Here is a 25,034-nt window from a genome sequence, read left to right as displayed (position 1 = left end):
ACCCGTCAGTTCACGCTAGGACACCCGCGCCGTCACGGCACGAGAACGGCTGCACCGCCGAACACCCCGCCGGCGAGGTCCGCGAGCGCCTTGTCGGCGGCGTCGAGCGGATAGCGGTGGGCACTGACCCGTAGGCGGTGCTGCTGCGCGAACGCGAGGAACTCCTTGGCGTCCTGCCGCGTGTTCGCAGTGACGCTGCGAACCTGGCGTTCCCGGAACAGGTCCCGCTGGTAGTTCAGCGGCGGGATGTCGCTGAGATGGATGCCGGCGAGCGCGAGCGTGCCGCCGGCGTCGAGCGCCTCGAGCGCGGGCGGCACGAGATCCCCCGCGGGGGCGAACAGGATCGCCGAGTCCAGCGGTTCCGGCGGCGGGTCGGCCGCGCCCTGCACCGACGCCGCACCCAGGCTGAAGGCCAACTCGCGCGCCTCCTCGCCACGGGTCATCACGTGGACGCGGGCGCCGCGCGCCAACGCGACCTGCGCGGTGAGGTGGGCGCTGCCGCCGAATCCGTAGATCCCGAGGCGGCCACCGTCGGGCAGGTCCGCACGCTGCAGCGATCGGTACCCGATGATGCCCGCGCACAGCAGCGGCGCGATCTCCACGGTCGGATACCCGGTGGGGAGTTCGAGCGCATAGTCGGCGGGCACCGTCGTGTACTCGGCGTAACCGCCGTCGGCGTCCCACCCCGTGTACGTCGAGTAGGGGCACAGGTTCTCGTCGCCGCGTACGCAGTAGCGGCAGTGCCCGCAGGTACCCCGCAGCCAAGCGATTCCGACCCGCTGCCCCACCGCGAACCGGTCGGCGTGTTCGCCCACGTCCTCCCCCACGTCGACGACCTCGCCGACGATCTCGTGGCCGGGAATCACGTTGAGCCGGTGGGGTGGCAACTCGCCCTCGACGACGTGCAGGTCGGTCCGGCACACGCCGCACGCGAGGACCTTGACGAGCAGGTCCTTGCTGGTGGGCCGCGGAAGCAGTTCGCGATCCGACCGCAGCGGGCGATCCGCCAGCGGCCCTGGTCTGGTGGTCCGCCAGGCGCGCATCGTCGTCGTCGGCGTGGTTCGTGAGGTTTCGCTACGCATCCCGGATCCGCACTTCGTCATCGGCGATGGTCACAGCCCGTGCGCGGCATCGTCGGAGGTGCCGCAGCCGTCTTCTCCAGAATGCCTTGTTCGGCGCCTTGGCAACAGGGGGAATCGGAGGAACCGGTCTCGTCGCGCAAAGCCCTGGCGGCGGACGCCCGCTCCGGTCAGGATGGAAGCACCTTCGCCCGAACGGAGGAGTCGACATCGTGGACACCACCCCCGACGACGATCTCGAAGGGCTCCACCGCTATTGGATGGCGGCCAACTACCTGACGGTGGCGCAGATCTACCTGCGCGACAACGTCCTGCTGCGCCAGCCCCTCGTGCCGCCCGACATCAAGCCGCGTCTGCTCGGCCACTGGGGCACCAGTCCGGGGCTGTCGCTCGTGTACGCGCACCTCAACCGGCTGATCCGCCGCACCGACGCGGACGTGCTGTTCATCGCCGGCCCCGGTCACGGCGGCCCCGCCGTCGTCGCGAACACCTACCTCGAGGGCACGTACTCGCAGCTGTACCCGGACGTCACGCCGGACGAGGCGGGGCTGCGCCGGCTGGCGCGGCAGTTCTCGACGCCGGGCGGGATCCCGAGCCATTCCGGGGTCGAGACGCCGGGGTCGATCAACGAGGGCGGCGAACTCGGGTATTCGCTCGCGCACGCCGCGGGAGCAGCGATGGACAACCCCGACCTGATCGTCGCGTGCGTCGTCGGCGACGGCGAGGCCGAGACCGGGCCGCTGTCGGCGTCGTGGAAGGCCCCGTTCTTCCTCGACCCGACCCACGACGGTGCCGTGCTGCCGATCCTGCACCTCAACGGGTACAAGATCTCGGGCCCGACGGTGCTCGGCCGCCGATCCGACGACGAGGTGCTGGCGCTGCTGGACGCGTTCGGCTGGGATTCCGCGCTGGTCGCCGGCGAGGATCCGGCGCAGGTCCACCGGGACCTGGCCGAGACCCTCGACCGCGCGCACACCGCGATCACCCGGATCCAGCGCGACGCCCGCGAATCGGGGTTCACGGAGCGTCCCCGCTGGCCCGCGATCGTCCTGCGCACCCCCAAGGGCTGGACCGGCCCGGACATCGTGGACGGTCTCGAGGTCGAGGGCACGTTCCGGGCGCACCAGGTGCCGGTCGCCGACGTGCGCGACGACCCGGCTCACCTGAGGCTGCTCGAACAGTGGATGCTGTCGTATCGGCCCGAGGAGCAGTTCGATCCGCAGGGTCGGCTGGTGCCCGAGCTGGCGGCGCTCGCCCCGGACGGTGACCGACGGATGGGCGCGAATCCGCACGCGAACGGCGGTCTGCGGCTGCGGCCGCTCGACCTGCCCGCGGCCGACCGGTACGCCGTCGACGTGCCCGCGCCGGGTGCGATCCACCACGAGACGACGCGCCCGCTGGGCGAGTTCCTCCGCGACGTCTACGTCGCCAATCCCGACAACTTCCGGCTGTTCTGTCCCGACGAGACCAACAGCAACCGCCTGGGCGCGGTGTTCGACGTGACCGACCGCTGTTTCGTGGGCACCCTGATCCCGGGCGACGACCACGTCGGCCATCACGGACGGGTGATGGAGGTGCTCTCCGAGCACCTGTGTCAGGGCTGGCTCGAGGGCTATCTCCTGACCGGCCGTCACGGGCTGTTCGCGACGTACGAGGCGTTCGCGATGGTCAGCGCCTCGATGACCATCCAGCACGCCAAGTGGCTCGAGCGGTCGCGCTCCATCGACTGGCGCGCCCCGGTGGCGAGCCTGAACATCCTGCTGACGTCGACGTGCTGGCGCAACGACCACAACGGGTTCTCCCACCAGGGCCCCGGGCTGATCGACACCGTGCTGTCGCTGTCGGGTGGCGTCACCCGGGTGTACCTGCCACCCGACGCGAACTCGCTGCTCGTGGTCGCCGAACGGGAGTTCGCGTCGCGGGACTGCGTCAATCTGCTGGTCGTCGACAAGCAGTCCCACCCGCAGTACCTGACGCTCGAGCAGGCACGCAAGCATGTCGCGGCCGGTGCGTCGGTGTGGGACTGGGCGGGGACCGAGAGCGGCGACGGCGAACCCGACATCGTGCTCGCGTGCGTCGGTGACGTCCCCACCGAGGAGACGCTGGCGGCCGCGGCGCTGCTGCGCGGACATGTGCCCGATCTACGGGTCCGGGTGGTCAACGTCGTCGATCTGATGTCGATGGCGCCGGCCGACATCCACCCGCACGGACGCCCTCACGACGCCTTCGAGGAACTCTTCACTGCGGACGTCGACGTCGTCGTCGCGTGGCACGGCTACGCCCGGTCCTTCCATCAACTGCTGCACGGGCGAACGAACCCAGATCGCTTCCACGTTCGCGGCTACACCGAGCAGGGCACGACCACGACACCGTTCGACATGGTGGTGCTCAACCACATGAGCCGCTTCCACCTCGCGATCGAGGCGCTGCGCCGCACCCGTCGTACGCCCGACGGCGCCGCCGAACTGACCGGCTACTGCCAGCGGATGCTCGAACGCCACCACTCCTACGTCCGCGAACACCTCGAGGACATGCCGGAGGTACGGGGCTGGGTGTGGCCGGAACCGGTGTGACCGGTCCGGCCGGCCCGGTCGGATACCGAGCTCAGATGCCGAGCTTCAGACCGGCGCCGGCGTCGACGCGCAACTGCTGACCGGTCACGAAGCGGGACTCGTCCGACGCGAGGTACACCACCGCGTGTGAGATGTCGTCGGGTTCCACCCACGGGGTGGGCATCGCCTGCATGAACGGGAACGTGACCTTCGCATCCTCGGCGGTGGGGTTCTCGAGGTCGGGACGGAACGTCCTGTACATCGGCGCGCTCTGCAGCATGTCGGTGTTCACGTTCGTGGGGTGGATCGCGTTCACTCGAATCGAGGTGGGCCCCAACGTGAGCGCGAGCGACTCGACGTAGGTGCCGATCATCTTCTTCGCGAGCCCGTAGCCGTCACCGCCGGGCCCCTGCATCGCCTGCTGGCCGTTGATGCCCGTCTGCGGGACCAGGCCGGCGACCGAACCGGTGGCGATGATCGACGCCCCGGCCTTCAGATGCGGCATGGCCGCGTGGATCGTATTGACGACTCCGACGAAGTCGACATCGAACGCGTCGACGAATCCCTGCGGCGGAACGTGGTTGCCGAGGGGGCAGATTCCTGCGTTGGCGACGACGACGTCGAGGCGCCCGAGGGCGGCGACCGCATCCGCGAGTGCCCGCTCGAGCGCTGCCCGGTCCCGCACGTCGACCTTCGCGGTGACGACCCGCCGGCCCGCCTTCTCGACCAGCCGCCCGGTCTCGTCGAGATCGGCCTGAGTGGCGAGCGGGTACTCATTGCTCGCGATGTCAGCGCACAGATCGAACGCGATGATGTCGGCGCCCTCGTCGGCGAGGTGGACGGCGTGACTGCGACCCTGCCCGCGCGCCGCGCCCGTGATCAGAACGACTTTCCCGGCAACCCGATTCATCAGATGTCCTCCGTTCCAGTCCACTGTGGGCGGCGCCATCACCGCCCACAGTGAATTAGAACACGTACCACTGTGCGCCAGGCCACATTTTCCGGGCCGGATTCAGCCCTCGAGCGGCCGCTTCAACGCCGCCATGAACATGGCATCGGTGCCATGCCGGTGCGGCCACAGCTGGACACCGGGACCATCGCCGACGCCCGGGACGCCCGGGACGCCCGGGACCAACTCGCGGGTGTCGAGCGGGACCACGCCGTGCCGGCGCACCGCGTCCGCCACCACCGCGACCGTCTCCGCGACGTGCGGCGAGCACGTCGAATAGAGCACCACGCCACCCGGCCGGACCAGCTTCAGCGCCGAGCCGAGCAGCTCCCGCTGCAGCTTCGCCAACCCCGCCACGTCCGACGGCTGCCGCCGCCAGCGCGCCTCGGGTCGCCGACGCAGCGCGCCGAGGCCCGTGCACGGCGCGTCGACCAGGATCCGGTCGAAGCCGCCCTCGAGCCCCGGGTCACGCCCGTCCGCGACGTGGACGTCGACGGGCAGTTCGCGGGTGGTCTTGCGGATCAGGTCGGCACGGTGCTCGGACGGCTCCACCGCGTCGAGCCGTCCGCCCTCGATGTCGGCGAGCGCACCCAGCAGCGCGGCCTTGCCGCCCGGGCCGGCACACAGGTCGAGCCAGCGGCCGGTGTCGGGACCGTCGAGCGGCGCGAGCGTCAGCGCGCGGGCCACCAGCTGGCTGCCCTCGTCCTGGACACCCGCCAGCCCCTGCCGGACCGCGTCGAGCAGGCCGGGATCGCCGCCGTCGAGGTGCACCGCGTAGGGCGAGTACGGGCCCACCTCACCGCCGGTGACCAACGCCAGTTCCTCCGCCGAGATCTCGCCGGGGCGGGCCACCAGGTGCACCGCCGGGCGCGCGTCGTCCGCCTTCAGGACGTCCTCGAGCTCGCCCGCGTCCGCGCCGAGCGCGTCGGCGAACGCCTGGGCGATCCACGTCGGATGCGCGTACCGGAACGCGAGGTGCCCCACCGGGTCGGCGGTGGCGTCGGGCGCCAGCTCCGTCACCCACTGGTCCTCGGTCTTCTCCGACACCCGGCGCAGCACCGCGTTGACGAACCCCGCCTTGCCCGGGCCGGCCTCGGCCCGCACCAGGTCCACCGACGTCGCGACCGCGGCATGCGGCGCGACGCGCGTGCGCAACAGCTGGTAGGCGCCGAGCTGCAGGACGTCGAGCAGCGGGCCGTCGATCTCCTCGATCGGCCGTCCCGCGCACCGCTCGATGACGGCGTCGAGCAGACCGCGGGCCCGCGCCGCGCCGTACGCCAGTTCGGTTGCCAGCGCGGCGTCGCGGCCGTCCAGCCGACGGTCCCGAAGAAGGCCCGGCAGAACGAGATTCGCGTACGCGTCCCGTTCACGGACGGCCCGCAACACGTCGCGGGCTGCGCTCCGCGGCTGGTCGATCCCTGCCTGCGCGGGATCGGGTCGGTTCGCCTGCCGGGGACGACTGTTGCGATCGCCGCGACGTCCCTGGCCGCCGGGGCGTCCGCCCTGCCGTCCCGAGCCGCCGGATCGCCGTGCCGGTCGCTGCGCGTCGCTCACTGTGCTCGCACCTCTCCATCGAGACGCGCACCGCGCGCCCAGTCCAACGCCGCCATCTGCTTCTTGCCCTGCGGCTGGATCTGTCCGAGTCGAACCGCCGTCGTCGACGTGCCGACGTAGAAGCCGTCCTTGCGGATCTCGATCCGCCCCGGCGGCAGCGTCTCCTCCACCAGGGTCACCGGCCCGACCTTCACGCGCAGGTCGCCGATCATCGTCCATGCACCCGGTGCGGGCGTCACCGACCGGATGTGGCGGTGCACCGCGAGTGCCGGCTGGCCCCAACGGATCCGGGCCGACTCGACCGTCACCTTCGGGGCGTGCGAGATGCCGTCCCGCGGCTGCGGCACTGCCTGCAGCGCGCCGTCCTCGACACCGTCGAGCACGCTCTCGAGCAGGATCGCACCGCCCTCGGCGAGGCGGCCCAGCAACTCGCCCGCCGTGTCGGTGGTGCGGATCGACTCGGTCACCACCCCGTACACCGGTCCGGTGTCCATACCCTCGTCGAGAGCGAACACCGTCGCACCGGTCGTCTCGTCACCAGCGTTGATCGCGGCCTGGACCGGGGCGGCGCCACGCCACGCCGGCAGCAGCGAGAAGTGCAGATTCATCCACCCGTGCCGCGGCACGTCGAGGACCGGTCGCGGCAACAGGTTCCCGTACGCGACGACGGGGCAGGCGTCGGGCGCGATCTCCTCCAGCCGGGCCAGGAACTCGGGTTCGGACGCCGACTTCGGCGTGAGCACCTCGATGCCGTGATCGTCGGCGAGTTGCCCGATCGGCGAGCGCACGAGCTTGCGGCCCCGGCCGGCGACGGCGTCGGGCCGGGTGACGACGGCGACCACCTCGTGCCGGTCGGAATCGATGAGCCTCTGCAGCGACGGCACGGCCGGTTCGGGCGTCCCCGCGAAGACGATCCGCATCAGCGCCGGACCTCCACTCGAGAAGGAGGAGTGGTCCGGCGGGTGATCACACAGTTCACGAGGGCGGCTCCAGGAGCATCGAATCCCGGCGGTGCCGGAAGAGGGTTCACCTCGAGATTCTACGGAGCGCCGCCCTCCCCGGTCAGCGCCGCCTGCACCCGCGCGGTCTCGGCCTCCGACCACCCCTCGGGCTGCAGAACTCGCGCCCACATTCCGGCCGCCTCGGGCCCGTACGAATGACCGTGCCCGTCCGGGACGTCCGCGGAGAACACCATGTCGAGCGTCACCTGCCAGAAGGTCACGAACGGCATCCACGTCATGTTGGGGTCCACGTCGCGGCCCCGCGGTTCCTTCAACCAGTCGGGCTCGTGGAACAGCAGGCTCGGCGACCACCACACGATGGGGTCGCTCGCGTGCTGCCAGTACACGATCCGCCGCGGCTTCCACGGCGTGCCGAGATCGAGGTCCTCGGGATCGGACGCGAACCGCACCGAAGCGCCGTCCCCCACGACGGGCAGGATCTCGGGCGAGCCGGGATCTCGGGCCGCAGTCACTTCCTGCCACTGCGGAGTGAAGTTCGGGGTTCCGACCCACAATCCGCCGTCGACGCGGGCGGCCATGTCCTGGAAGCCCGCGAAGGCGTTCTGACCACCGTAGGATCCGAGACTCTCGCCGAACACGACGAGTTTGGGCCGCGTCTCCACCGGGAGGTCGATCCACCGGGAGAACACCGCGTTGAAAAGTGCGCGCCCGGCGATCTGCGGGCTCTCCCGGTCGGCGATGAACGCCAGCGGGCTCGGCAGGAACGAGTACTGCATGGATGCGATCGCGGTGTCGCCGGCCTCGATGTACTCGAGCGACGACGCCACGTTCTGATTCACCCAGCCGCGTCCCGTGGTCGTGTTGACGGCCAGGACCTTTCGCTCCCAGGCTTTCGTCCGGTCCAGTTCGGCCACGACCAGATTCGCGACCGAGGCCACGGAATCCGCCGACTCCCGTCCGGCGTAGACCCGGATCGGCTCCTTCGCGGGACGTCCGGTGACCGCGGTGATCTCGGCCGCCCCCGGCCCGCGGCCGACGAACGTACGCCCCTCCTGCCCGAGCGTGTCCCAGGCCTGCGCGGACGCCGGTGACCCGCTGCGTTCGGGCACGGTCGGCTGCACGACACCGGGAGCGGTGGCGGTGTCGGCCCCCGAGAAGCTCCAGTTCGCGAACGCGATCAGGCCGTTGTACAGCGCGCCGTTGACGATCAGGACCGCGATCACGGCGACCACCAGCAGCCCCGCGACGTTCGCCGCGGGCCGCGGGATCACACGCCTGGCCAGGTCGGAGAGCTTGCGCGTCCCCACCCGGATCCCCCGCGCGGCCTCGAGCAGCACGAACCACACCACCGCCGCGATGAGGAACACGAGCAGCACGTTCGCCTCGTTCGAGTGCTCGATGCCGACGAGGTCGCGGACGTAGTTCTGCCAGACCGCCCCGAGTACGAGGAAGACAGGAACCACGACGACCGCGGCCGCGGCCAGCACCCACCAACCGATCCGCCGGGTCCGCGCCGACCATTCCGGCCGCACCCCGCACGAACGGATCACCCAGGCCGCCAGGCAGCCGACGCCGTACCCGGCCGCCACCGAGATGCCTGTCGCGACTCCCTGCAAGTACCACGCCCGCGGCAGGAGCGACGGGCTGATCGACCACGTGAAGAAAACGAGAGCCACGGCGAGGCCGACCGGGTTCGCGCGTCGCCCGTAGGCGCGCAGTCGGTTCCAGCGACGGGGGTTCGCGTCGGCGGGTTCGGCGGGTCCGTCGTCGACTCGCTCGGGAGCTGTGGTCATGCGCCGAACGATATGTGCCACAAGGCACGTTTGCCAGAAATTCCGACCGGGAACATCGGTCGGCACGTCGACGCCGCGACGTGGCGCACGTCAGGACCAGTCGGACAGGTCCGTGTGGCTCCGACCGCCGCTGCCGACGGTCGCCAGGGTGGTCAGGGTGGCGTCGACGTGCTCGTCGCCCGCCGTCGCCCGCCAGGCCGATATCTCCTTCCGGAAGGCGGCCGCCGACAACTCGAGCAGCGTTCGCCCTCTTCGGGTGACGACCAAGGTGCGCTCACGCCTGTCGCGGTCATTCGTCCGACGCTCGACCAGGCCCATCGCTTCCAAGGTCTTGGCGGTCTTCGCTGCCGCCTGCTTGGACACCCCCAGGCGATCGCCGAGCTCCACGCTGGTGCATCCGGCCCCGATCGCCTGCAGGGCGAAGCCGTGGTGAGCGCGGATGCCCGGGAAACCGTCGTGCGCCAATTGCTCGTGGACGGCATCTACCAGCGCCCTGAAGGCGCTCATCAGCAGGAAGGGCATTGCAAGGTCGTCGGCCGGCTCCATGGATCCACCCTAGAACGGCGTGGACAACGCGATTGACCATATATAGTCAACATGGTTGTCTATCGAGGAGGAATCATGGCTCATCTGACCGACGAAGAAGCTCGTGTGTTCCAGATGCACGGGGTCACGTTCAACTCGTTCGCCGCTGGGGCGAGCGGAGCTCGGACACTCGCGGCGTGGCGCGCCGACTTCTCCCCCGACACCCCCGGACAGGCACACACGATGACCGAGGAAGAGGTGCTGTACGTCCTCGGCGGCGCCCTCGATGTCGAGATCGACGACGAGAGTTTCACCGCGAGAGCCGGCGACTGCGTGCTCGTCCCGAAGGGCGCAGTCCTTCGCGTCACCAACGCCACTCCCGAGCCCGCCAGCGCATGGGTTACATCCCTCATCGGCATGAAGGCGGCCATGCACGCCGGCGGCGACCAGATCGCGCCACCCTGGGCCCAGTAGGCAGCGAGGTCGAATCCACCGTCGCAGCGAAACCGGTCATGCGCTCGGCCAACCTCCCGGGTCAGAGCAGCTGGACCCGACCCCGCTCCAGGGTGTACACCGGAGCCACGGGCCACTCCTGCTGCACCGTTCGGAGGTGGACATGTCCGGCATCGCGAGCAAGTTCGACAAGGCATTCGAGTCCCGGTCGGTCGACGACTTGGCCGACGCGCCGGTGACCGCGCTGCGGGGCCTGAGCGAGTCCGACGCCGAGCACCTGCACGCCGCGTTCGGAATCACCACGGTACGAGATCTCGGCACGAACAAGTTCTTCCTCTGGGCGCAGGCAATCGCCCGACTGGCCGACTAGCCGTCCACCCGACCGACCGAGCCGACACCGGGTCGCGGACCGAGGCGACGAGGCGGCCATCGACGGCCCGGGTATGCCATATCCAGGGCATCTCCGAGGAACGTCCCGTACCACGGATTCGCCCGCAATCCCCTGCGCCACGCCGTTTTCCGTTCGCCGAATTCGTTCGATTACTCGTCGCGGATGAATCACTCGAGGTAGCTTTCGAGTCACCCGCTGCCCCAGCCCCCGGCAGTATCGGGCATCTCGAGAGCCGCCCCGGAAAACCGGCGGCTTCTTCCATCTCGGACCAACTCCGCGGACCGTCCGCGCGTTCCGGACCGTGGAGCGAGTCCGGCCACGGATCCTCGGAACAACGAAAGCTCTTGCACACCAATATGTTCCGAGTTCGATCCTCGTTCGCGAGCAGTCCGCCCGCAACGCCGCGAGCCGGCCGCTCCACCACCGGTCCGAGCACACTCGTCCTCTCGGTTAGGGGTATCGCAATGCTATTGGGGGATACGAAACACGGCCACGCCGACACGGCCCACCCGGGTCTGAGCGAAGAGGCCGCAACCACGCAGGGATTCGCGTTCGACGTCGCAATCGTCGGATTGGGATACGTCGGACTTCCGACGTCGTTGGCGTTCCATGCCGCCGGATGCCGCGTCCTCGGCATCGACGTCAGCGACGATCGCCTCGACGTTGTTCGCCGACAGTGCGCCGATCTCGTCGATGCCGATCGCCGTCGACTCGCAAATGCACTGGAAGACAACGGATACGAGACGACCAGCGACACGGCGCGCCTGTCCGAGGCGGCCGCGGTGATCGTGTGCGTACCGACCCCGGTCGACGAACACCTCACACCCGAATTGGGAATCCTGCGCGGTGCGTGCCGATCCGTCGTCGAGCATGCCGTTGCCGGCCAGGCCCTCATCCTGACGTCCACGACGTACGTGGGCAGCACGAGGGACCTGCTCGCCACGGAGTTGAGCGCGCGAGGCCTCGAAGCAGGCACCGACGTGTTCGTCGCCTTCAGCCCGGAGCGCATCGACCCGGGGAACGATCGGTTCGCCCACGAGGAGGTGCCGCGCGTCGTCGGAGGCGTCACGCCGGCGTGCACGGCGGCTGCTACCGCGGTGCTGCATCGCTACACGAAGAACGTCCACGGGGTCGAATCGACGGACGCCGCCGAGATGACGAAGCTCGTCGAGAACACCTTCCGAGCGGTGAACATCGCGCTCGCGAACGAGTTCGCCGAGATCTGTCGGTCGCTGCGCCTGGACGTGATGGACGTGATCGAGGCCGCGGCGACGAAGCCCTACGGATTCATGCCGTTCTTCCCCGGCCCGGGGGTGGGGGGCCATTGCATCCCGTGCGACCCGCACTACCTGCTGTGGCAGTTGCGCAAGAAGCGGCTGAGCACGCCGCTGATCGAGCAGGCGATGATCGGGATCGCCGCCCGGCCCCACCAGGTCGCCGAACGCGCGCGGCAGACGCTCTCCGAACACGGCTTCGGCATCGTCGGCGCTCGTGTCCTCGTCGTCGGCGTCGCCTACAAGCCGAACGTGGAGGATCTCCGGGAATCGCCGGCGCTCGAGATCATCGCCGATCTCGTCGAGATGGGCGCCGACGTGGCGTACCACGACCCGAACTTCCCGGTCCTGCCCCTGCGCGACGGCACCGTCCTCGCCGATGTGACCGATCCGGGAGCGTTCCACGCCGATCTGGTGATCGTCCACACCGCGCACGACGAGGTCGACCTCGCCTGGCTCGACACCGCATCGGCGGTGCTGGACACCACCTACCGGCTGGACCGCGTCCCCCGACGGGTCCCGCTCTAGCGATCGACCCGAAGCCGCGACGAACGGACGAACGAAGGGAATGCGCACGATGAGAACCACAGTCACCGGAGGTGCCGGATTCATCGGCAGTCACCTGGTGGAGTATCTCCTCCGACAGGGCGACGAGGTGGTCGTGCTCGACGACCTGTCGACCGGCCGACTCTCCAACCTCGACGCCGTCGCCGGCGCCGCCGGACTCCGTTTCGTGGAGGGGTCGATCCTCGACCGCGACACGGTGGACAGCGTGATCGCCCAGGCGGACCGGGTGTTCCACCTGGCGGCGGCCGTCGGCGTGCGGTTGATCGTCGACCGCCCGCTCGACGGCCTGCGCACGAACATCCACGGCACCGAGAACGTCCTGGATGCGTGCCGTGAGTCGGGATCCGTTCTGCTGCTCGCGTCGACCAGCGAGATCTACGGCAAGAACACCTCCGATGCGCTGTCCGAGGAGTCCGATCGCATCCTCGGCTCCCCTCTCACCGCCCGCTGGACGTACGCCGCCGCGAAGGGGATCGACGAGGCCTTCGCACATGCGTACTGGCGCGAGTTCGGATTGCAGGTGGCGACGGTTCGCCTGTTCAACACCGTCGGACCCCGCCAGACGGGTCGATACGGGATGGTGGTTCCGACGCTCGTCGGACAGGCACTGCGAGGGGAACCGCTCACTGTGTTCGGGGACGGACTCCAGACCCGATGCTTCTCGTACGTCGAGGACGTGGTGCCGGCGATGGTCGCGATCGCCGAGGAGCCTGCCGCATACGGCCAGGCGTTCAACCTCGGTGGGGCACGGGAGATCTCGATCGTCGAACTCGCTGAGCGCGTGATCGAGGTGCTCGGCTCCGACAGCCCGGTCACCCTGGTCCCGTACGAGCAGGCATACGCGGCGGGATACGAGGACATGCGCCGTCGGGTGCCCGACAACCGGCGGGCCCGAGAGCTGGTGGGCTTCGAGCCCGCCACTCCCCTCGACGACATCATCGTGCGGGTCGCCGCCGGACTGTCGGCGACGGATCCGCACGCGCGGGACGGCCAGGCGGTCGCACGCCGATGAAACATCGACGCGCCCGCCGGGGCGGTCACCGGACGTGCATGACCGTCGCGCTTGTGGCCACGGCCGCGCTTACTCAGCTCAACTCGGACGTCAGTGCCGCGCAGTGGCCCGAGCTGCCGCTGGTGATCGGCGCAGTTCCGTACTGGGACCGCGACGCGGCGTTGACGTCGACGTACGCGCACGCCCGCCACATCGACGTCGTCAGTCCCTGGTCGTACTCGGTGGCCGTCGACGGCACGGTGAATGCAGCTGACGGCCCCGGCCTGCGCGACGACTCACTCCTCGCGAAGCGCTTGGGCAACAACAACATCCGAACGATACCGGCGATCACGAACACGACCGCCGGCCAATGGGACCGAGACACCGTCGCGCGAGTCCTGGCGGATCCGTCCCTGCGTCGCGCGCATGTCGACGCGCTGACCGAACTCGTCCGCGCACATGGTTTCGGAGGGGTACAGATCGACTACGAGAACCTGCTGTCCACGGACCGAGCCGGATTCTCGGCGTTCATCGGCGAGTTGGGCGTCGCGCTGCACGGGATCGGCAGGGTCCTCCACGTCGCGGTTCATGCCAAGCCGGACGATGCCGGGTACGGCCCGCAGAACGAGGCGCAGGACTACGCCGCCATCGCCCGCGGCGCAGACAAGGTGATCGTGATGGCGTACGACCGGCACTGGGCGACGAGCACAGCCGGGCCCATCGCCCCGTACGACTGGGTCGACGACGTCATCCGGTATGCGCTCACCGTGGTGCCGCGCGCGAAGCTCGTCCTCGGCGTCGCGCTCTACGGCTACGACTGGGTCGGCTCCACCGCCACCCCCCTCACGTGGACCGAGGTGATGTCGGTGGCCGCGACCCAGAAATCGGTGACGACCTGGGACGAGACCACTAGTTCGAACCACTTCACGTACAGCGTCGACGGGGTCGTCCACGAGGTGTGGTTCGAGAACGCTCGCAGTGTCGAGGCCAAGGTGGCACTCGCGCGACGGCACGGGCTCGCGGGCGTCGCGCTGTGGCGACTCGGCGGCGAGGACCCGTCGATCTGGCGACTCGGCCCGTGACCCTCCCACCGACCTGTCGATCCACCCCGACAACGTTCCCTCTGGCATCGAAGGATCAGCAATGTGCGGAATTATCGCCTGCCGGACCAACGGTCCCGCGCTCGACTATCTGCTGCCGGCCCTGAAGCGACTCGAGTACCGCGGCTACGACTCGGTCGGCGTCGCCGTCAGGACCGGTGACGGGGACCTCGCCCGGATCCGGACGACCGGACGAATCGGCGCGCTCGAACAGCAGGTCACGCAGTGGACCGGCCCCGAACTCGACGGACTGGGCATCGGGCACACCCGCTGGGCCACGCACGGCGGCGTCGACGAGGCCAACACCCACCCGCACGTCGACTGCGGCGGACGAATCGCACTGGTCCACAACGGGATCATCACCAACGCGGACGAGCTCGAGACCGAACTCCGCGCGACCGGACACCGATTCTCCTCCGAGGTGGACAGCGAAGTCGTGGCGCACCTCGTGGAGGACAATCTCGCACTGTCGGGTGACCTGCTCACAGCCGTCCAGCAGACGGTGGAGCGCCTGGCGGGGTCGTGGGCACTCGCGGTCCTCGAGCGGGGCACCGGGCGTCTCGTCGCCGCCGCGCACCGCTCGCCACTGCTGATCGCTCGCGCCCACGGAGGCGACTTCGCCACGAGCGACGCGGCCGCGATCTCCGACTGGGTGGAAGAGTTCCAGCCCCTCGAGGACGGCGACGTCGTGGAGCTCGGCGAAACGTTCACGTGGAGTCGCCGCGGGCAGCGGTGTTCGCCGCCGCCGCTGACCCGGCACACCTGGAACCGCACCGACATGAGTCTCGGTCTGCACACCGACTACATGAGCAAGGAGATCGCCGAGCAACCCCAGGTCGCGGCGCGTCTGCTCGGTCAGATCGGTGGCGGAGTCGCCGACGGAACGCTCTGGGCGGGGCTCGGTCTCCCCCGTTTCGACCGGCTGCGGGTGATCGCGTGCGGCACCTCGTTGCACGCCGGTCAGGTGATCGGCAACTGTGCCCGCGGGATCGGCGGGATCCGCCTCACCACGACGGTCGCCAGCGAAACCCTCCGGGAATCGATCGAACCCGGCACGCTCACCCTCGCGATCAGCCAGTCCGGCGAAACCGCGGACGTGCTGCGCGCGCTGGACCTTCACGACCCCAGCGACGGTCCGGTCCTGGCACTGACCAATTCCTCCCATTCCACGCTCGCTCGACGCGCCGACGCGGTCCTTCCCTGCTCGGCCGGGCCCGAGATCGGCGTGGCCGCGACGAAGACCTTCGTATGCCAGGTCATCTCCGGTGTCGCAGTAGTGATGTCGGCGATGGTCGCCGACGAACGACTCGCTCCGGATGCCGCGGCTGGTCTGATGCGGGCGCTGAACGGCGCCCCAGCACGGCTCGCTGCCGCCACCGAGGCGGCCCAACAGCTGATCCCGCCACTCGTGGACGAGTTGTCGTCGGCGACAGGCTTCGTGTTCCTCGGCCGCGGCGCGGGAGTTCCCTACGCCGCCGAGGGTGCCCTCAAGCTCAAGGAACTCACCTACCGGTGGGCAGAGCACCATCCGGCCGGCGAACTGAAACACGGTCCCCTCGCAGTGATCGAGCCGGGAACCCCGGTGGTCGTCGTGGACCACGGCGACCCGAGGATCGCCGCGAACATCGCCGAGGTCCGCGCCCGTGGCGGACGAATCATCAGCATCGGCACCGAAGGAGCCACCGTTCCGGTGCTGCACCCGGGTCCGGCCCCGTGCGGACCGCTCGAATCCGTCGTCCCGATGCAGGTCCTCGCGCGCGCACTGGCGCTCGCACTCGGCCGGGACGTCGACAAGCCCCGCAACCTCGCCAAGTCAGTGACCGTCGAATGATCAACCGAACCGGAAGGAACGCTATGAGCAGTCGCGACTGGACCCGCCCATCCCGCCCCGGATCTCCCCGCCCACGTCGGCACCGACCACCCACGCGGTCCCGGCGGACCCGCATACTCGGGCTGATCAGCGTCCTGGCCCTCGTGATCGCACCCGCCTTGATCGCGGTCGGGGTCAGCGCGCCCGCCGGTGCCGCCGGCAAGCGCACCGTCGTGAGCCTGACCTTCGACGACGGCAATGCGGATGCGACCGTGGCGGCACAGACACTGCAGGCTCACGGCCTCCGTGGGACCTTCTTCGTCCCGTCGGGTTACGTCGACCAACCCGGGTACCTGTCACAAGCCGATCTTCGCGGTATCGCCGCCGCAGGCAACGAAATCGGCGGCCATTCCGTGACGCATCCGGACCTGACCACGTTGTCGCACGACGAGGCGACCCGACAGCTGTGCAACGACCGTGTGAACCTCACCAACTGGGGGTACAAGGTCACGTCGCTGGCGTACCCGTTCGCCGCGGCGAGCGCTGACACCGAGGCGATCGCACGGCAGTGCGGTTACAACAGCGCGCGCGGCCTCGGAGACATCCAAACGCGATTCGGATGCACGGGCTGTGATCTGGCCGAGAGCATTCCGCCCGCGGACCCGTACTACACGAAGGCACCCGACCAGGTGGACAACACCTGGACCCTCGCCGACCTGCAGAACGTCGTCACGAAAGCGGAGAACAAGGGCGGGTGGATCCAGATCACCTTCCACCACGTATGTGCCGACAACTGCGACCCCGGTGGACTGTCGACCTCGCCCGCACTGCTCGACCAGTTCGCGGGATGGCTCGCCGCACGCTCGAGCAACAACACGGTGGTGCAGACCGTGGACGAGGTGATCGGCGGCGCCGTCGCCCCCGCCGTGTCCGGTCCCGTGCCGCCCGCCCCAACGCCCGGAGCCAACGGCGCACCGAACCCCGGTCTCGAGACCGTCGACGCCGCCACAGGACTGCCGCAGTGCTGGATGGCCGGTGGCTACGGCACCAACTCGCCGACGTTCGCCACGACGCCCGAAGCGCACGGCGGAAATATCGCCGAGCGACTGACGATGGCCGGCTACGTGGACGGCGACGCGAAACTGCTGCCCAGGCTGGATCTCGGTGAATGCTCGCCGGCGGCCACGCCCGGCCACACCTACGCGCTCAAGGCCTGGTACAACTCCACCGCCCCGACGCAGTTCGCGTTGTACTACCGGACCGCAATCGGAACATGGGCGTACTGGACCTCGAGCCCCTGGTTCGCGGCGGCACCCGAATACACCGCTGCGGAGTGGACCACGCCGCCGGTACCGGCAGGTGCGACCGGAATCAGTTTCGGGCTCAACCTGTTCGGCGACGGGCAGTTGCACACCGATGACTACGAACTCCACGACACCGCCGCGGCGCAGCCGACCACCGGGTCCTGGTCGGTCGCGGATCAGCCGTCGCCGCAGCCGACCACCGAACAGCAGCCGACCAGCGAGCCGCAGCCGATGGCCGCGACGGCCCAGCAGCCGAACAAGAAGCCGAACCACAACGTGGACCGGAACAGCCGGCGCGGCCCGGCCGCACCCAGCGTCCACTACGTGCCGGGACCGCAGGAGCTGAAGCCCGGCCAGACGTTCCTGCCAGACGCCGGCCAGCTCGGCGAGTAGCCGCGGCGTCCAACCAAGGCCGACCGGGCCGAGGTCGCGATCTCGGCCCGGTCGGCACGGCGGGAGTTTTCAGCTCGACGGGAATCCAGATGGAGGAGCAGCGCATGGCAATCAACACCATCGGTAGTCTGCTGGGCGTCGTGGCCGTGGGCATGGGTATCGCCGCCACGGGGTGCGCCGCGGATACGGCCCAAGCTGCCGACACCGAGTACCCGTGGCACACCGACATCGTGTCGACCACTTTCTGGGTCGGAGAGATCTTCGACCCCACAGCCGAAGACGGCAGCCAGGAGATGTCGACCTACGACGCGAACTGGCTCGAGAATTACGGCGGATGCGACGGCGTCACGGTCGGCGGCGCCTGCCGGACCGAGCCCCGAACTGCCGCGAACGGCTACTTCCCCACGCAGATGACACCGCGCGAGAATCCCTTCTATCTCGATCTGCCTTTCGACGACGTCAACGACAAGGTCGCATTCAAGCAGCGAGGTTCGGTGGTCCCCTGGGCCGACGAGGCCCCCTACAGCGACCATCTGACTGACCCTTCGTTCAGCTTGATGAAGAACCGCTGGGTTCGGCTGCGCAGCGGCGACCAGACGTGCTACGGACAGATCCAGGATGCCGGACCGGGGACCTACCACGATTCCGCCTACGTCTTCGGCGGGAACGACGCGAGACCCGCGAACACCGAATTCAACGGTGCAGGTCTCGACGTTTCTCCGGCGCTGAACGGCTGTCTCGGGTTCAGCGAACTCGACGGCGAGGACGACCACGTCGACTGGCAGTTCGTCGACGAGGGCGACGTCCCGCCGGGGCCGTGGCGCACGATCGTCACCACCAGCGGGGTCCAGGAGTGACCGCGCCCGCCCTGCCCGGTCCGATCATCCTCGAAGGCAAGGGGTTCCGATGACGGCATTACTCCTGATCATGCTGCTGGTGTTCGGCCTCAACACCATCTTCTGGACCTCGGTCGGCATCGGGAGAGCGGTGAATTCCCGGTGGAATCGGCGCCGCGGGAAACACTTCGTCGACCGGTCCGCACACGCGCAGCTGGCGCCGGCCGACGTCGCCGTGCTCGTCGCCGCCCACAACGAGGAGCTGGTGATAGCCGAGACGATCGCCTCTGCGGCCTCACTGGTGCCCGTCGAGAACATCTTCGTCGTTTCCGACGGATCGTCCGACGGGACCGCCGAGATCGTCCGCGCCGCGGGCGCGCGAGTCCTCGAACTGAACCCGAACAGAGGTAAGGCCGGGGCGCTCGCCGCGGGAATCGAGCACTTCGACTTGTGCGATCGATTCCAGGTGGTGATGCTCCTCGACGCCGACACCCATCTGGCACCGGACTACCTGACCACCGGGCTCGCCGAGTTGTCGGAGCCCGGAGTCGTGGCTGTCGCCGGCCGGGCGGCCACGATCGCCACGCCCGAACCGCCGACGCGCATGGGGCGATTGCTGGTGGCATACCGGGAACGGGTGTACATCGCGGTGCAGTACCTGTTCAAATACGGTCAGGCCGCCCGCTGGGCGAACGCTGTGACGATCGTGCCCGGGTTCGCCAGCATGTACCGCACCGAGGCTCTCGAACACATCGACGTGAGCGCACCCGGCCTGGTCATCGAAGACTTCAACATGACGTTCGAGGTTCACGCGAAGAAGTTGGGTCGCATTGCCTTCCATCCTCGTGCCGCCATCGCGTACACCCAGGACCCCGACAGCTTCCACGACTACGTCAAACAGATCCGGCGCTGGGCACTCGGGTTCTGGCAGACCCTGCGGCGCCACCGACTCCACGTCGGCGGGTTCTGGGTGGCGCTGGCAGCCTACGTCGTCGAACTGGTGACCAGCAGTCTTCTGTTCGTCCTTCTCCTGCCGGTGCTGCTCGTCTCACTCGGTGCACAGTTCGCAGAGAACCTCGGCGTCGGGACCGGAGATCTGGCCCACGTGCTTCCGCCCCAGGCCCTGCTTCTGGGCGTACTCGTCCCCGACTTCCTGCTGACCGTGTTGGCCGCCGTCGTCAGTCGTCGCCCTCACTACCTGCTCTACGGACTCGCGTTCCCCGTCATGCGCATCGTCGACGCGGCCGTGTGTCTGCGAACGCTTCCGCTCGCGTGGCGTAGTCGCGACACCGGCGTCTGGCGAAGTCCCGCACGCCGTTCGAGATCCGAGACGCCGACCGACGATGCCCCGGCGCTACCACCTGCGGTGGTAGCCGGGTCGAACACCCGACACACGACAACACCCCCCGTCCGCGCTACAGGTTAGGAACCTTCGAAATGAACGCGAAATCGCAGAACGCACACCGCCGCCGAGCCGTCAGGCCCGCGGCCACAATCCTGACTACGACCGGAATGGTGCTCTTCGCCACCGCCGGCACGGCGACGGCGGCCGAACGAACCGCATCGACGCCCGCCGGCGGGCTGACCGTGACGCTGACGAACGACGTCGTCGAGTCGGTTCCGAGTCTCACCATGATGCCGACGTCGAGCGAGGGCTTCGTGTCGGCGTCCGCCGTCGGAACCGCGACGGGAGCGGGCGCGCAGGACGTCACGAGCGGCACGCTCGACGTCGGCTACCAGGTCGGCTGCGCCGTCGACATCTCCGGTGGCATGCAACTCGCGATCGAGACGTTGGCCGGTCCGACGCTCACCCTCTTCCCGACACCAGGCATGGGGATGAACTTCGGCATGACGCCGTCGATTCTGATCAATCCGAAGCCCGGCGTCAGCCAGGACGTTTCACTGGGCAAGCAGGTGGTGAACGGGCCCGACGCCACCGTCTCGTTCGACGCAGTCCACGTCAAGGTCGACGGATGCCTCGGCGGAGTGACGGTTCGCCCGTACGCCGTCTACACCGTGACGACCGCAGGGGGAAGCCATTCGGTTGCGACCTACGGGACCCCACGCGCACTCTGATCGAACATCCCTCGCCCGCACCCTAGGGTGCGGGCGAGATTTCGTCGGTCAGGAGTCGCCCTGCCCGCAGACCTGCCCGTAGAGGCGGGACGGATCGGTCATACGCGCAGTGCGAGCGTGACTATCGCTTCTGCGACGGCTTGCACGCTCGCATTGTGCGAGCGTGCGTGACGACGGATCAACTGGTATGCGGCATCGACGCCGATTCCGTTCGCGTTCGAGATGATGCCCTTCGCCTGTTCCACGACGATGCGACTGGTGAGCGCCTGCTCGAGCTGTCCGGACAGTTGCTGGAAGTGAGTCAACGCCGACCTCTGACTCAGATAGACCGATGCCATCTCGGCAAGACATCCGACCATGCCCATCTCGTCTTCCAGCCAACGCCGCGGCCGATCCGAGACGAGCACGAGTGCACCGACAGCGCGTGGGCCGTGTCCGAGTGGAAAAACCGCCAACGACACCAGGCCCGATCGACGCGCCTCCGCGACGAACTGCGGCCAGGCTTCGCGGTGATCGTCTACCGCGGCGATGTGCAGGATGCTCCCGCGAGCGATCGCGTCGGCACACGGGCCGTCCGAGAGCAGGTGCGGCAGGCGGTCGAGAACCACTCCTGGCCCCGTCGTCGATGTCGTCTGCGCCGACAACCCTTCGATGTCGGCCACGACGCCACCGCCGGCGAGGTCGAGCAGCTCCGAAATCAGGTCGACCAGACCCTTCAGCACCACATCCGCGTCGCACGATTCCGCCTGCAGCCTCGTGAAGCTCTCCACGGCATATGCGAAGCGCGTGTGATCACACGTCCGGCAGTCGCCGTCGTGCGAGTAATGAGGTTCCCCCGACTTTCCAAGATTTCGATACCCACCAACACCCGCAGGGACGTTTACACACTCCCGGGCAATTCGTGATTCATTCGAGATCCCCATATTTTCTGTCGTCTCTTCCGTTCTTCGAGCGCGGCCGCTCCCCCGGTACGGCCTGTGTGATTGCGTTCGTCGATGCGAGAAACTGCCGACCGAATGCTATCGGACGCAGCACCGACGTCGAATCGGATCGGCCGGCGGAGACGGACGTTCACCCGGCCGTTCACCCCTGGCCCAGCGATCCGCGAGACCTGCACCAATTGCGCGGAATCCCCGTCCCGCACCGAAGATTCGACGCGGTGGCTCGAATTGTATTTATCCGGCCTTGATCACAAATATAAATGACAACCGCGTAGTTTCCGGCAGTCCACCTTCAGCGATGCATGCGCGCACCTGGCGAAGACCGAAAAGTCCATTACGCGCTGTCATGAATTGCTTTCGTAGACCATCTCGGCGATCCCCGTACCGAGCGGAACCGGCGCACACACCGGCATCGACGCCGGCGGGTCGAGCGCTCGCACGGCCAGTCCGAGCGCGAAGGGGTCGTACACCATGTTGAAGTGCCCGCCGAGGTTCTCGGGACACAGATCCTGCACCAGGATGTTCGTCGCGCCGGCACCACGCAGCGCGATGTTGGTGTAGGGCTGGATCATCTCGTCGTAGCGCGACCCGATGGTCGTGTACTCGACGCCCGGGACGGTGTCGCCGCCCGCGTTGAGCGCGGCCAGGAACGGCGATCCCTGCATCTGCTGGCTGATCGCCTTGGAGGTGAGAGCCTCGGCGATCCGGTCGGGGTACGGCAACAGGCGCAGCGCCGGCACCACCCCGAACATCACGCCGCCGTAGGTAGGCGACGCCACGCCGACCCAGCGCCCCACGACGTCGGCGCCGCCGAGTCGGTTGACGAAGTACCGCGCGACGGTCGCGCCCTGCGAGTAGCCGACGAGATCCACCCAGGGCGCCCCGGTCGACGCCCGGACCCGATCCACGAAGTCGGCGAGCTCACCGGCACTGCGGGCCATGTCGCCGCGCGCGTACTTGCCGGGCTTGCCGTCCGACCCGTAGTTCAGCGCGAACACACAGAATCCCCTTGAACTGAGGATCGGAGCGAGGGCGGACCAGTCCGTGTAGGCGTCGGAGTCGCTGCCGTGCACGAGGATGACGGGATTCGGGTGGTCGGGCGCCGGTCGGCACCCGAAGTCGTTCGCCCCCGGCGGCGCGGAGTCCAGGTGCCGCTCGGCGTAGTGCAGCGCAGCGGCGTGCCGGATCTGGATCGGACCGGGCACGGTCGGGACGACGTACGAGGCCGCGCCCGATTCGGGAGACGATCGGGAGTTCACCGGGGCCGCGCCCGCGATCGACACCGACGAACCGAAAGCGGTGGCCATTGCCGTGACCGCCACGACCACACCTGCTCGCATCGACAGACGCACACGCACCTCCCGCGGCTCCTCGGAACCCTGAGCCGTGTCTATCAAGATCGACGACGCAGGGTCGACTCCGCAGCCGGTGCGCGGGATAACGATCGAGGAACGAAACTCAGCGGGCGCCGGCCCTGCTCTCGACCCGCGAGTGCACGTCTGCCATGAGCGTCAGGCTCGGACGCGGGAAACGCGTTCGCTCACAGTCGCTTTCGAGGGCGTCGTCCACCATCTCCAGAAGGTCGTGCCGATGCTGTAGCGGGACCGACCGAACGCCGAGGTCGGCCTCGGATTCCTCCAGGACCAGTTGGGTCAGGACGATGTCGCAGTCGGTGTGGAAACGTTCCATCAGCAACACGGATTCGTGGACGGCGGAACGCACGTCTGCCGCGGACGCACGCGGCGGGAGTGCGCAGCACAACCCGACCAGGCGGAGGCCCGGCGATGCTGCAATTTCGCGAATCGAGACGTACGCGTACTCGGTCGCGAGTTCGCGGCTGTCGATGTGTGCGAAGACGTTCTGGAGTGCGGCCGCCCGGAAATTCGACCGGAAGTGCCGAAGTGTCATCATGGCCTCCTCGTTCCCTTCCACACCTACGCCGCCGACTCGTCGGCGAGCACGCGCCATGACGCGGTCCTGACGTACCGACCTCCAGCTTTGACGCCCTGTTGACCCCGCGTCGGAATCCCGCCCACCGGGGCGGATGCGTGATGGAATATGGCGAACCGGATAGGAACGGGGCACGCATGACCATCGTGGACAATGCCGTCTACGTCGACGGAATTCGCGTCGACACCCCGAGCACGCTCGACTGCACCTACGAGACGATGAACCGACTCCACGGGATGGCATGGATCGGCCTCTACCGACCCGACGCCGACGAAGTCCATTCCCTGGCTCGCGAATTCGACCTCCACCACCTCGCGGTCGAGGACACCATCGCCGCGCACCAGCGCCCCAAACTCGAGCGATACGACGAGACCCTGTTCGTGGTGCTGCGGCCCGCCCGTTATCTCGACGACGTCGAGAAGGTCGAGTTCGGTGAGGTACACGTGTTCGTCGGGTCGGACTTCGTCGTCACCATCCGGCACGCCGAGTCCCCGGATCTCGCTCAGGTGCGGCACCGACTGGAGGGCAACCCCACGCTGCTGCGCCTCGGCCCCGAGGCCGTGCTGTACGCAATCCTCGACCAGGTCGTCGACGAATACCTACCGGTCGCTGCGGGCCTCGAGAACGACATCGACGAGATCGAGAACCAGGTGTTCACCGGCGACCCCGCCGTCGCCAGGCGCATCTACGACCTGTCGAGCGAGGTCATCGACTTCCAGCGCGCGACGCATCCGCTGGTGTCCATCCTCGAGGCCCTCGAACGCGGCTCGGACAAGTACCACGTCGACCTCGAACTCCGACGCCACCTGCGCGACGTACTCGACCACACACTGCGGGTCGTCGAGCGCGCCGACTCGTGCCGCGCACACCTGCAGACCGCGCTGTCGGTACACGCCACGCTGGTCGCCCAGCAACAGAACGAGGAGATGCGCCGGCTGACGGTCACCAGCCTCAACCAGAGCGAGGAAGTGAAGAAGATATCCGCCTGGGCTGCAATTCTTTTCGCACCCACACTGGTCGGGACCGTGTACGGGATGAACTTCAACGACATGCCCGAACTGGGATGGGCGTTCGGTTACCCGCTGGCGTTGCTGCTCATGATCGCGACCTCGCTCACACTGTTCTACGTCTTCAAACGCCAGCACTGGCTGTGAACGTCAGCCGAGGTTGACAGCACCCGGACCCGCTGGCACCCTCGTTGTGCAGCACCTCGTTAGGCGAGGCTCCTGCACGAACACAGGCCACTGATCTCACGACGTCGAGAGACGCCCAAGATCAGGACAGATTTCCCCGGATTAAGGGGTGATCCCAAGTGGCTTCCCGTGGATGCGGGACACGTCGTGCAGTGCCGAAGCTCTTACGTGGAGGTGTTCCGACAACCACGTGACTACGTGACGTGATCGCCGTGAACCTCCTACGTTGCACCCGAAAGAGGCATCGGACCGCGAGTCCCGGCACGGAGGAGGTGATCGTCGTGGACGAACCGCCCAGTCGACATCAGGCGTTCCCGAAACACCCCGATCGCATCCGCCGA

At 68.4% G+C, this 25,034-nt stretch carries 21 protein-coding genes and 1 riboswitch; of the genes, 12 read left to right on the top strand and 9 right to left on the bottom strand.

What is annotated here, in order from left to right:
• Positions 1-32: 32 nt before the first annotated feature.
• A complete protein-coding gene (locus ACQ5DX_RS09280; protein ID WP_430335602.1) occupies positions 33-1,043 on the bottom strand; it encodes a zinc-binding alcohol dehydrogenase family protein in 1,011 nt (336 codons plus the stop codon).
• 245 nt (positions 1,044-1,288) lie between these two features.
• Between ACQ5DX_RS09280 and ACQ5DX_RS09275 the strand changes: the two genes are divergently transcribed.
• Positions 1,289-3,652, top strand: a complete 2,364-nt coding sequence (locus ACQ5DX_RS09275; protein WP_430335601.1) for a phosphoketolase family protein — start codon at positions 1,289-1,291, stop codon at positions 3,650-3,652.
• A gap of 31 nt (positions 3,653-3,683) precedes the next feature.
• Here the strand turns inward: ACQ5DX_RS09275 and ACQ5DX_RS09270 are convergent, their stop codons facing one another.
• The 5 genes from ACQ5DX_RS09270 to ACQ5DX_RS09250 all read right to left on the bottom strand — a co-directional run bounded on the left by ACQ5DX_RS09270 (position 3,684) and on the right by ACQ5DX_RS09250 (position 9,435).
• A complete protein-coding gene (locus ACQ5DX_RS09270; protein ID WP_430332344.1) occupies positions 3,684-4,541 on the bottom strand; it encodes a mycofactocin-coupled SDR family oxidoreductase in 858 nt (285 codons plus the stop codon).
• Positions 4,542-4,643: 102 nt separating this feature from the next.
• The gene (locus tag ACQ5DX_RS09265) at positions 4,644-6,134 is read right to left on the bottom strand and encodes an RsmB/NOP family class I SAM-dependent RNA methyltransferase (RefSeq protein ID WP_430332343.1); all 1,491 of its coding nucleotides are present in this window, start codon (positions 6,132-6,134) and stop codon (positions 4,644-4,646) included.
• Positions 6,131-7,054 carry a methionyl-tRNA formyltransferase gene (fmt, locus tag ACQ5DX_RS09260; RefSeq protein WP_430332342.1) on the bottom strand — a complete coding sequence of 308 codons (924 nt, stop codon included), beginning with the start codon at positions 7,052-7,054 and terminating at the stop codon, positions 6,131-6,133. Before fmt ends, ACQ5DX_RS09265 begins: the two co-directional genes overlap by 4 nt.
• 119 nt (positions 7,055-7,173) lie before the next feature.
• Positions 7,174-8,889 (bottom strand): alpha/beta hydrolase, encoded by a 1,716-nt coding sequence (locus tag ACQ5DX_RS09255; protein WP_430332341.1) that lies wholly within the window; start codon positions 8,887-8,889, stop codon positions 7,174-7,176.
• 90 nt (positions 8,890-8,979) lie between these two features.
• Positions 8,980-9,435, bottom strand: coding sequence for a MarR family winged helix-turn-helix transcriptional regulator (locus tag ACQ5DX_RS09250; RefSeq protein WP_430332340.1), 456 nt, complete (start codon positions 9,433-9,435; stop codon positions 8,980-8,982).
• Between the two features lie 75 nt (positions 9,436-9,510).
• Here ACQ5DX_RS09250 and ACQ5DX_RS09245 point away from each other — a divergent pair, with 75 nt between their 5' ends.
• The 10 genes from ACQ5DX_RS09245 (at position 9,511) to ACQ5DX_RS09200 (ending at position 20,609) form a co-directional block, all read left to right on the top strand.
• Positions 9,511-9,888: a cupin domain-containing protein gene (locus ACQ5DX_RS09245; protein WP_430332339.1), complete on the top strand. Its 378-nt coding sequence runs from the start codon at positions 9,511-9,513 to the stop codon at positions 9,886-9,888.
• Positions 9,889-10,030: 142 nt separating this feature from the next.
• A complete protein-coding gene (locus ACQ5DX_RS09240) occupies positions 10,031-10,237 on the top strand; it encodes a hypothetical protein (protein ID WP_430332338.1) in 207 nt (68 codons plus the stop codon).
• Positions 10,238-10,722: 485 nt separating this feature from the next.
• Entirely contained in the window at positions 10,723-12,060 is a 1,338-nt protein-coding gene (locus tag ACQ5DX_RS09235; RefSeq protein ID WP_430332337.1) for a nucleotide sugar dehydrogenase, read from the top strand.
• A 49-nt stretch (positions 12,061-12,109) separates the two neighbouring features.
• Complete coding sequence (locus ACQ5DX_RS09230) at positions 12,110-13,111, top strand: NAD-dependent epimerase/dehydratase family protein (RefSeq protein WP_430332336.1); 1,002 nt, start codon at positions 12,110-12,112, stop codon at positions 13,109-13,111.
• A gap of 38 nt (positions 13,112-13,149) precedes the next feature.
• Positions 13,150-14,172: a glycosyl hydrolase family 18 protein gene (locus ACQ5DX_RS09225; RefSeq protein WP_430332335.1), complete on the top strand. Its 1,023-nt coding sequence runs from the start codon at positions 13,150-13,152 to the stop codon at positions 14,170-14,172.
• Positions 14,173-14,233: 61 nt separating this feature from the next.
• Positions 14,234-16,021 (top strand): glutamine--fructose-6-phosphate transaminase (isomerizing), encoded by a 1,788-nt coding sequence (glmS, locus tag ACQ5DX_RS09220; protein WP_430332334.1) that lies wholly within the window; start codon positions 14,234-14,236, stop codon positions 16,019-16,021.
• Between the two features lie 143 nt (positions 16,022-16,164).
• Complete coding sequence (locus ACQ5DX_RS09215) at positions 16,165-17,697, top strand: polysaccharide deacetylase family protein (protein ID WP_430332333.1); 1,533 nt, start codon at positions 16,165-16,167, stop codon at positions 17,695-17,697.
• A 104-nt stretch (positions 17,698-17,801) separates the two neighbouring features.
• Positions 17,802-18,554, top strand: coding sequence for a hypothetical protein (locus ACQ5DX_RS09210; RefSeq protein WP_430332332.1), 753 nt, complete (start codon positions 17,802-17,804; stop codon positions 18,552-18,554).
• A gap of 49 nt (positions 18,555-18,603) precedes the next feature.
• Positions 18,604-19,959: a glycosyltransferase gene (locus ACQ5DX_RS09205; RefSeq protein ID WP_430332331.1), complete on the top strand. Its 1,356-nt coding sequence runs from the start codon at positions 18,604-18,606 to the stop codon at positions 19,957-19,959.
• A gap of 11 nt (positions 19,960-19,970) precedes the next feature.
• The gene (locus tag ACQ5DX_RS09200) at positions 19,971-20,609 is read left to right on the top strand and encodes an MspA family porin (protein WP_430332330.1); all 639 of its coding nucleotides are present in this window, start codon (positions 19,971-19,973) and stop codon (positions 20,607-20,609) included.
• A 98-nt stretch (positions 20,610-20,707) separates the two neighbouring features.
• On the opposite strand, the gene ACQ5DX_RS09195 is transcribed toward ACQ5DX_RS09200, so the two are convergent.
• The 3 genes from ACQ5DX_RS09195 to ACQ5DX_RS09185 form a co-directional block, all read right to left on the bottom strand.
• Positions 20,708-21,379, bottom strand: a complete 672-nt coding sequence (locus ACQ5DX_RS09195; protein ID WP_430332329.1) for a GAF and ANTAR domain-containing protein — start codon at positions 21,377-21,379, stop codon at positions 20,708-20,710.
• 515 nt (positions 21,380-21,894) lie between these two features.
• On the bottom strand, positions 21,895-22,857 hold the full coding sequence (locus tag ACQ5DX_RS09190) for an esterase/lipase family protein (protein ID WP_430335600.1): 963 nt from the start codon (positions 22,855-22,857) through the stop codon (positions 21,895-21,897).
• 151 nt (positions 22,858-23,008) lie between these two features.
• Entirely contained in the window at positions 23,009-23,461 is a 453-nt protein-coding gene (locus ACQ5DX_RS09185; RefSeq protein WP_430332328.1) for a hypothetical protein, read from the bottom strand.
• A gap of 176 nt (positions 23,462-23,637) precedes the next feature.
• Here ACQ5DX_RS09185 and corA point away from each other — a divergent pair, with 176 nt between their 5' ends.
• Positions 23,638-24,654, top strand: a complete 1,017-nt coding sequence (corA, locus tag ACQ5DX_RS09180; protein ID WP_430332327.1) for a magnesium/cobalt transporter CorA — start codon at positions 23,638-23,640, stop codon at positions 24,652-24,654.
• A gap of 48 nt (positions 24,655-24,702) precedes the next feature.
• Positions 24,703-24,874: riboswitch (M-box (ykoK) riboswitch) on the top strand.
• Positions 24,875-25,034: the final 160 nt, after the last annotated feature.

The sequence above is a fragment of the Rhodococcus sp. ACT016 genome (genome assembly GCF_050477185.1).
Lineage (GTDB): Bacteria > Actinomycetota > Actinomycetes > Mycobacteriales > Mycobacteriaceae > Prescottella.
Note: the sequence above shows the minus strand (reverse complement) of the source record. Positions and strands in the feature narration are given on the sequence as shown.